Below are 8,367 nucleotides of genomic sequence, written 5' to 3'. Positions count from 1 at the left end.
TGGCCCCGATGAGGGGGATTGCGAACCTACGTTCCCAACCCCCTCATCGGGGAATTCTAAGAATTTTTCCCACAAACATTTTACTCACACGACAAAAATGACGATGGCGGAAATAACGCAGCTCCTCCGCTTCCTCCTCATCAAGTGCCGGAATTTCATGCACCGTTGCGGCAGTGGAAATGGTGACGGATGCCAGTCTGTATTTTTTTTAATAATGGCCCTTGACTTGAATCAACATGCTGGACCCGAATCATTGGAATCAATGTACGTTTCACGACAAACAGTCCTCGTATACTAAGTTTCAGAAAGTTTTTTTATCGAATTTCCAGTCCGATACGCTCCTTGACAATCGCATATCTTGGGTGGTTGCCTTTGTGGGAGGGGCGCGCCCCTCCCACAAAGGGTTGAGCGTACCGGGGTTGGACTTTTCGCAATGTTCCTGGATAATGGTCTTAGGATCATCGGGGATACTCTTCTCACTCCTGTAGCTTTGACTACTTGTAAAGTCTGTCTCCTCGGCCCCTGTTTGGACGTCTAACCCGCAGGCTGTTCCCGTTGGTTTTCCCCATGCTGGAAGGAGCAGCTTCCAGGGCAGCCCATGGTCCAACGTGAGTTCTCATATGCGAGGGTGACTGGTCAACAGGCGCGATCCGGGGGCATCCCGAAGAGTCCTACCCCTCGATCCTACAACAATAGGAGGTGATCTCATGAAACTCTACGTCGGGATCGACGTGAGCTCACGCGACTTAGCCACCTGCATTATGGATCATGAAGGAAATACGTGCGCACGCTTCAAAGTGGATAATCATCTTCTGGGCGCCACCTTCCTTCGGGATCAAATCCTCCTGTGGGCTAACAAGCGAAAGCCAACCGAAATTCTGATCGGGATGGAAGCCACCTCGGTCTACAGTTGGCATCCAGCTATGTTTTTCCACCAGCAGGAGGCCTTGCAGGCTTGGAACGTCAAGGTGTTTACGATCAATCCAAAGCTCATTCGCAAGTTTAAAGAAGCCTATGTCGACTTGGAGAAAACGGATGACATCGATGCTTGGATCATTGCGGATCGGCTTCGCTTCGGCCGTCTGAAGATGACGGCTGTCCTCAAGGAGCAGTTTCTCGCGCTTCAGCGACTGACACGCATGCGATATCATCTCGTCCACCAGTTAACCCGTGAGAAACAGTATTTTCTCCAGCACTTGTTTTACAAATGCAGTTCCTTTACCCAAGAGGTGGACAGTTCGATCTTCGGACATGCCATTCTCGAACTGCTGCTTGAGTCGTGGAGCCTCGATGACATCTGCCAAATGGATGTCAAGCAGTTGGCCGACTTCCTGCGCCAAAAAGGGCGCAATCGCTTTGCCGATCCGGAATGCATCGCCAAGTCGATTCAAAAGGCGGCCCGTTCGTCGTATCGGTTGTCCAAGTGTGTCGAGGATTCCATCGACTTGCTGTTAGGGCTGTCGATTCAATCAATCCGCAGCCTGCAATCGCAGCTCAAAGAGCTCGATAAAGCCATTACCCGCCATCTTGAAGGCATTCCGAACACACTGCAAACCATCCCAGGCATCGGACCGGTTTATACCGCAGGCATCCTGGCCGAAATCGGGCAAATCGAGCGGTTTCACAACCAGGCCGCCTTGGCAAAATATGCCGGCTTGACATGGTCCAAGCACCAATCGGGCCGTTTTCAAGCCGAGGACACCTCCCTCATTCGTTCCGGCAATCGCTATCTCCGTTACTACCTAGTGGAGGCTGCCAACTCGGTGCAACGGCATGATGCGACGTTTCGTGCGTACTACCGGAAGAAGTATGAGGAAGTGCCCAAACACCAACATAAACGAGCCCTCGTCCTCACCGCTAGAAAACTCGTGCGTGTGATCGATGCGCTGCTACGCAACGGTCAAATCTACACGCCAAGAAAGGGGGAAGATCGATAAGAGGATCGATCTGGTATACCAATATCAACCTTTAGACCCAGTTTATTACATGTACCAATACTGGGTTTCTTCAGTATTGCCTTTTTTCGGATCATCGGACAAGGGAATTTCCAATTTCTATGATTTTTCACCTTGACATATTACCGTAGGACTTTTTGAATCTCGATTTCCTGTTCACGCACTTCATAACGCCATCTCCGCCAACGCAATGCGGGAATAAAGAAGATAAAAAAATAGCCTTCTCCAATCAATATAATAATCAGCATCGGAATAATCCATTTCGGTCCGTCAAAAACGATAATAAGGACAATGATAGCCGCAAAGACGATAAAAGAAACGGCCAATCCGATCATGCCGTATATCCGCCATACCGATAGCGCTCGTTCGGAGATTCTTTTTCCGGGCTCTCCATTCATGATTTCTCTATCCCCCTTAAACAAAGACAATCCATCGACGTAATGGTTATACGTATTTAGTATACAAGAAGTTTCCATCTTTAACTATCTGTTACTGTAGAATAACAAACTTTTGGAAAAGCAGGAAAATGAGCATGTTTCAAGAAAAATTATAGGATCGAAGCCATTGGAGAACGTGAATGATAAACCACTACGCTTATATTGTTCGTTCGCTGCGAAACCATCGCCCTTGCCAAGGCATTTGGTTTATACTGCAGCTCCTTCATCTTTAATACTTTTTTCACGCGTCTCTGGACTTGCAACCCCTTTTCCCGAAATGATGCGCGAAACCGTCGACTTCGAAACACCAGCCCTCAACGCGATGTCTTTAATGGTGTAGCCCACTAAAGTTAGCCTCTATACCGTTTGGTCCGGTTCGTTTTCAAAGCCTCATTCCAAGATGGATATTATACATGCATTCATTTGTCAAATCATTTGCAACTTCGTCATGAAAAAAGGCACGAATCAAATCCGTGCCTTCCGCCGTAACGAATCTATTTTTTTTAAAACAGCGTCCATATCCGCGCTGGCTGTTTCTGTTTCCCATCGATGGCGTCATCGGATATAAACAAAAAAGCCAGGCGGTCATTTTGCCTATGCCGCATGGTTTAATGAAACAATCCGCTTTTTTTCGCTTTCGCATGCAGCGAATGCATGTATTTGTTCAACGGTTCTTTCAGAAGCGTACCTAATAAGAGAGCCAGGACGGCAAACATCATGAGACGAACCGCATCGTTTTTCACTTTTCCCCACACAATGCCGCCGACTGCTTCGCGCATCAAATCAATCGCATACGTAAACGGAAAAAACGGGTTGATGTTTTGGAAAAATTCCGGAATAAGCTGAACCGGATACGTCCCCCCTGCTCCGGCGATTTGGAAAACGAGCAGGACGATGGCCAGCGCCTTGCCGACGTCGCTGAATACTGATACGAGCGTAAAGACAATGACAATAAACACAAAGCTGCATAACAGCCCAAAGAGGATGAACCAGCCGGAGTCATGAATATAAATATGCTTTAAAAGAAATACATCTCCTAACGTGACAATAAGCGCCTGAATACTGCTGCATGTCCAAAACGTCAGCAGCCGGCCAAAATAAATTTCTCTGCTGGTATACCCTTCTGCCTCATAAGGTTCGGTAGAAAGTAACGACACTAACAGCAGACAGCCCACCCATATGGACAAGACGGTATAAAACGGGTTCATCCCCGATCCATAGTTCGGAAGCGGAAACAATCTATGCGTCTTTAAGTCGACGGGATGGGCCAAAAATTCACCTTTTGCTCTTGGATCATTTTTTAATAAACGAATGATGTCGTAGATGTTTGTCTCTTTTTTCAATTTTACAAGAAAGGAAGCGATATCGTTGACTTTCCGCGCAAGAAACGGATACTGATCGCTTGCCGTCTGCAACATTTCTTCCCCCTGCTTGAGACCGCTGCCGGCGTGCTGAAGAAACCGCTCTAATTCCAGAATGGTGTTGGCGATGTCCGCGAGTATGCGGCGGGCGTCTTGAAGCGTCTGCTTCGTTTCGTTCATTTTTTCTTTCATGAGTGGTGCGATATGTTGCTCGTATTCATTCATCACCCGATCGACTTGCTTTACCGCAGCTGCCGCCCGCTCATTTAGGTCGGTGAGAAGATGGTTGCCTAGCTGCGCCCCGTTTTCACTTTGCTCGTACGCTAACTTGGCAAGGCGTTGTGCTTCTCTTAAATTGGATTTTATGCCTGTCAGACGGCCGGACAATTGTTCCATATTGGCGGAAGCCGTGCGAGAGAAAGCTCGCTTTTCGATCATGTTATTGAATATGCGAAGCTGTGTTTGCGCTTCATCTGCCATTTGTTCCCCAGCTGCGGCCATGCTCTGGACGTCGGAAAGCCATTGCCGCTGCTGGGCAAGGGAAAGGTTTTCTTGCAGCTTGTTAGTTACGGCATAGATGGACATGGCGATTTGCTGCAGCGTACGCAAATTTTCCGTGATTTGCGGCGTCAATGTCTTTGCTTTTGCTTCCGCTTTCGTGAAAAACTGATTCATTTCATCAAGAAACGCAATGCCGCTGTTGACGATCCGTTTCGCTTCGGGAAGCGTTTTTTCCGCTTTATTGACGAGCCGTTCCGCCTCTTTCGCGTCGGACATCGATTGGTTTAACAGCCGCTTGATTTCCGGCAGCTTCGTCTGCAGCTGAAAAATCAGGGTCTCAAAATGGCGAATATCTGGCAGCTGTTGTTCTAATGCCACCCCCGCTTCATGAAAGATAGAAAACAAAACGCTGTTGACAACAGCGACAAATTGATCGCTTACTTGCTCGGTGATGGTGCTTGCTCCTTTGGATGTGATTCTCGGCGCAATCGCGTTCTTTTTGTCATTTTCATAGTAATGAATGACGGCCTGCTCCGGCCTATCTTGCACAATGGTAGCCAATTTTTCTGAAAAATCGCTTGGAATGACGATCGTCGCAAAATAATCGCCATTGCGGACGTTTTTCATTCCTTCTTGTTTGCCAACAAATTTCCAGCCTAAGTCATGATTGTTTCGTAGCGCCCTAACAATTTCTTTTCCGGCGTTAAACGCATGTCCTTGAATTTTTGCCCCTTTGTCTTCATTGACAATTCCTACTTTAATGTTTCTCGTGTTGGCATACGGATCAATAGAAGCTTCGATATTCACCCACGCATAAAGCGATGGCAGAAGAAGCAATCCGCCTACCAATACCGCCGCTACCCAGTTTGTTGCTATTTGCTTCATATCGTGAACATAAAGATTCCATATCTTTTTCACGAACCTTAACTTCCCTTTAGTGTGATTAAACTGCTTTTGTTAGTATAAACCAATGAAAAAAAAACTAAACATAAGCGGCGGATTGGAAACGAGCACAGTATGTTTACAAAAAACTGCTGGCTAACCAGCAGATGATGTATAAAATTTTGTGTAAAGCATTTTGCTAGACCAAAAGAAAAAAGGTAGGGTATTCTCTGATTTGGACCACAACACATTCCAGAGAAAGGAGAACCCTACCTATGTCTAAAAGAAGTATACCGAATGTCGACTGGGCAAATCAACTGGAAAGTGTCATTCGTCAGTTTGTAAAGGAAAAATTAGAACTGATCATGCGGGAAGAAATCAAGAATTTCCTCGAAATCGAACAGGCCGGAACATCAAATATGAGAAACGGCTACTATCAACGAAATCTAGATACGCAATATGGCCGGATTGAAGGTCTTTTGGTCACTAGAGACCGAAACGGAGAATTTCAAACCCAATTGTTCGCTCCTTACCAACGCCACACCGGCTGGCTGGAGGAAGCCATCATCAGGATGTATCAAAGTGGCATGAGTACGCGTGAAATTGGCAAGTTTATTGAACGAATTTTAGGCAATGCCTATTCTCCCGCAACAATCAGTCGTATTACCGATGTCGTGAAGGAAGACATCGAGAAATGGCACACTCGCCCTCTACACAAGCGTTATTCGGTCTTATATTTGGATGGCTTATACGCAAAACTTCGTTGCGAAACCGTGGAGAAAGAAGTCATTTATGTGGTGTTAGGGGTGAATGAAGAAGGGTATCGCGAAATTCTTGATTTCTTTGTGGGAGGACAAGAAAGTGCCTATGTATGGCAGGAAATTCTTCAACACCTCTATCAAAGAGGCGTCAAGGAAGTGCTTCTGGGCGTCTTCGATGGCCTTCCGGGGCTGGAGGAAGCCTTTAAGGCGGTTTATCCGAAAGCCGATGTGCAGCGCTGTGTCGTTCACAAAGTACGTAATACCTTACATCGTGTTCGGAAAAAAGATCAATTTGAAGTGGCAGAGGATCTCAAGCTGATTGATCGCGCACCGAATAAGGAGATAGCGTTACAGATGTTTCAACAGTTTGAGTCGAAATGGTCCAGCAAGTACCCGAGAGAAGTCCAATCTTGGGCCAATGAGTTGGATGTCCTCCTTACATGTATGGATTATCCAAGCCGTATTCGAAGTGTGATTTACACGACCAATGCCATCGAACGAACGATCAAGGAGATTCGGAAACGTCTAAAGCCGATGAACAGTTTGAGCAGTTTAGAAGCAGCTGAAAAAGTCGTATATTTGACCGTTCAAGATTTTAACGAGAAATGGGCAGAACGAAAGTTGCGAGGATTTGCCGAAGCGCAGGAAGCCCTCGAGCGAATGTTTGAAGAACGTTATCATTAACCAAATATTGTAAATAAACAAAATAAGGGGATTCTCCCTTTCCACACAAGAGACTGAATATTCAGTCTCTTGTGTGGAGGAAATATCCCCCCTCTATTCTAAATCCATTTCAGAGATACCTTATCTATCTTACATTACACAAAATTCTTGACGGTACCAATGTTTATGTGTCCGCTTGAGTCAGTCAAGATTTTGTGGGAACTTTTTTGGTTCGCTGAAAACAGGTGTAAGTCATAGATTGGCGAACCATTTTTTTGAATTTCATCCGTAAGCGCTTTCGGACTCTCATCCCTTGCCATGACAGACCGATATGTATACCTTTTTTTACCATCCCTTGAGTTCAGACAGGGCATGATAGATCGGAGTCCCGGACGATTGCTGTAAATATGGCTTGTTTCCGCGTTACCTCCGGAAGAAGACGGCGGACGCGTTGTTTCGCCTTGTTCACGATCGTCTGTTTGGTAGATGCCGTTTCCTCCGCCGGATGCGACGATTCTTCTCCGAAACGACGTCCGAAAAGACGAATCCCATCCATCCGGGCAATCATTGCCTTGAAAAACGTCCTGAGTCCCTTGTCTGTCCAACTGCGGCGGTATTTCACCCGATACGCCAGCTGGCTCATCACGCTTTCAGCCCTCCCCATCGGATACATGCCCGTTGTGTCCACTCCTTGCTCCTTCAGCCATTCCCGGTAATCACGGATGCATCCCGGCATCGATTCAATCCGGTGGATCAAGGCAGCCAGCTGTTGTTCTTTCGCTTCGTCCCCCAGCGTGCCGAGGGCGCTGTTCAGTTCCACAAGCAACCCCTCTTCATCCTGCTTCGCCAGCTTTTGCCGAATCGCCTGCCACCGTGGATGGCCCGAGAGGCATTGGCGCAACTCACGCGCCACGTGGAATCGATCCAATTGGAAGCAGACCCGTCCTTTGAAATACTCCCGGCATGCGGTAATCCATGGAGCGCCGTCCCCGTTGATGACAAGAAGATCCCGACACGGATCATAGGCATATTCGTTCATCAAAAATTCCTCGAAGCCTTCCCACACCTCCCTCTTGCCCTCATGGACGTAATGGCGCTGATTCACGAATTCGATCCGTGAGCCGTTGCGCTTCCACCCTTCGTGAACGGTCAGGATTTTGTCTTCCTTGGCCCGTTTTCCCTTCCCTTGGCGAGAGACAAACAGTCCATCGGCCTCCACAAACAGCACCCGTCCATATCGCTGGTCAACCGGGCAGTGCAGCGGAACTTCAGCCTCGAGCACCAACTGGCGGATCGCCTCATGGCTCATCACCGGATACCCGACCATCTGGGCAAGCGTATGAGCCGCTTTGCGATAGGAAGAGCACTCCATAGCCAATCCCACCGCTGTTTCTTCTAGACAAGGGCTGATTGACTGTGATCCATCAAACGCTAAAAAGGAGTCAAGCAAAAACGTGTAACGGTTTTGTTCTCGGTCTAAATAGTAGTTTCGCTCAAAGGTAACTTCGCCAAACAGGGTTTGAATCGTGGTGCGTCGTTTGTCTTTCAAGTGGTACCGGCGCTTGTCCCGGGTTTCCGCCAATTGTCGGTCGATGTCCTCCAACAAAGCCGTAAACAGCTCGGTGAAGGCGTTTTGCAAGGCTCGAAACAAATCAAGTTCGATCTCTTTCCATGTCAACGAATTTGTGGTAAGATGTTGTTGAATATTCATGGGACTCTCTCCTCCTGTTTGATGGTGTGGACAATGATCATCTTACCAGGGAGAGAGTCCTTTTTCATGTTTCCTGCTTGGGATCCTACCGCGCTT

General features: G+C 47.4%; 5 protein-coding genes and 2 pseudogenes. 2 read left to right on the top strand and 5 right to left on the bottom strand.

Annotation, left to right across the window (positions count from 1 at the left end):
* Positions 1-43 precede the first annotated feature (43 nt).
* Positions 44-287 (bottom strand): annotated as a pseudogene (locus tag H532_RS20035) (PH domain-containing protein); the annotation flags it as partial.
* Between the two features lie 420 nt (positions 288-707).
* Here H532_RS20035 and H532_RS0113605 point away from each other — a divergent pair.
* Positions 708-1,937, top strand: a complete 1,230-nt coding sequence (locus H532_RS0113605; RefSeq protein WP_027725928.1) for an IS110 family RNA-guided transposase — start codon at positions 708-710, stop codon at positions 1,935-1,937.
* A 140-nt stretch (positions 1,938-2,077) separates the two neighbouring features.
* On the opposite strand, the gene H532_RS18985 is transcribed toward H532_RS0113605, so the two are convergent.
* From H532_RS18985 to H532_RS0113585, 3 genes are all read right to left on the bottom strand, one after another.
* Positions 2,078-2,353: a hypothetical protein gene (locus tag H532_RS18985; RefSeq protein WP_245566479.1), complete on the bottom strand. Its 276-nt coding sequence runs from the start codon at positions 2,351-2,353 to the stop codon at positions 2,078-2,080.
* 246 nt (positions 2,354-2,599) lie between these two features.
* Positions 2,600-2,737: a LacI family DNA-binding transcriptional regulator gene (locus H532_RS20870; RefSeq protein WP_233504918.1), complete on the bottom strand. Its 138-nt coding sequence runs from the start codon at positions 2,735-2,737 to the stop codon at positions 2,600-2,602.
* Between the two features lie 263 nt (positions 2,738-3,000).
* Positions 3,001-5,172: a YhgE/Pip domain-containing protein gene (locus H532_RS0113585; protein WP_027725926.1), complete on the bottom strand. Its 2,172-nt coding sequence runs from the start codon at positions 5,170-5,172 to the stop codon at positions 3,001-3,003.
* A 239-nt stretch (positions 5,173-5,411) separates the two neighbouring features.
* Here H532_RS0113585 and H532_RS0113580 point away from each other — a divergent pair, with 239 nt between their 5' ends.
* The gene (locus tag H532_RS0113580; protein ID WP_027725925.1) at positions 5,412-6,581 is read left to right on the top strand and encodes an IS256 family transposase; all 1,170 of its coding nucleotides are present in this window, start codon (positions 5,412-5,414) and stop codon (positions 6,579-6,581) included.
* A 324-nt stretch (positions 6,582-6,905) separates the two neighbouring features.
* Here the strand turns inward: H532_RS0113580 and H532_RS18980 are convergent.
* Positions 6,906-8,271 (bottom strand): annotated as a pseudogene (locus tag H532_RS18980) (ISLre2 family transposase).
* Positions 8,272-8,367: the final 96 nt, after the last annotated feature.

Source organism: Tuberibacillus calidus DSM 17572 (assembly GCF_000430685.1).
Taxonomy (GTDB): Bacteria; Bacillota; Bacilli; order Bacillales; family Sporolactobacillaceae; genus Tuberibacillus; species Tuberibacillus calidus.
Note: the sequence above shows the minus strand (reverse complement) of the source record. Positions and strands in the feature narration are given on the sequence as shown.

Excerpts from the sequence above, each read along its gene's own strand:
- H532_RS0113605 (WP_027725928.1), top strand. The coding sequence starts at position 708 with ATGAAACTCTACGTCGGGATCGACGTGAGCTCACGCGACTTAGCCACC.
- H532_RS18985 (WP_245566479.1), bottom strand. The coding sequence starts at position 2,353 with ATGAATGGAGAGCCCGGAAAAAGAATCTCCGAACGAGCGCTATCGGTA.
- H532_RS0113580 (WP_027725925.1), top strand. The coding sequence starts at position 5,412 with ATGTCTAAAAGAAGTATACCGAATGTCGACTGGGCAAATCAACTGGAA.